Here is a 251-nt window from a genome sequence, read left to right as displayed (position 1 = left end):
TGGGGACTGGCCATTCCGTTCTTGCTTTAATTGAGTTACCCATTTACTTACAGTTGATTTACCAACCCCCATAGCTTTGGCTGCATCTTCTTGCGTGTAGCCTTGATCAACTACAAGCTGAGCTGTTTCTAATTTGATTGCAGCAGAATACGTTGCGCGTTTTAATTTCGTCATTTTTTCACCCAAATTTGTATGCAAATAGCATAACATTTCTTTCTTAATGGGTGGCCAAATTAACTATGCCACTACAA

At 39.4% G+C, this 251-nt stretch carries 1 protein-coding gene; it reads right to left on the bottom strand.

From position 1 onward, the window contains the following. Nucleotides 1–174 (bottom strand): transposase (locus CEX98_RS22270; RefSeq protein ID WP_143484394.1); only part of this gene is annotated, 174 nt, incomplete at its 3' end. Nucleotides 175–251 lie beyond the last annotated feature (77 nt).

It is taken from the genome of Pseudoalteromonas piscicida, from assembly GCF_002744175.1.
GTDB lineage: Bacteria > Pseudomonadota > Gammaproteobacteria > Enterobacterales > Alteromonadaceae > Pseudoalteromonas > Pseudoalteromonas piscicida_B.
The sequence above is the reverse complement of the archived record's forward strand: the minus strand, read 5'-3'. Positions and strand labels throughout refer to the sequence as shown.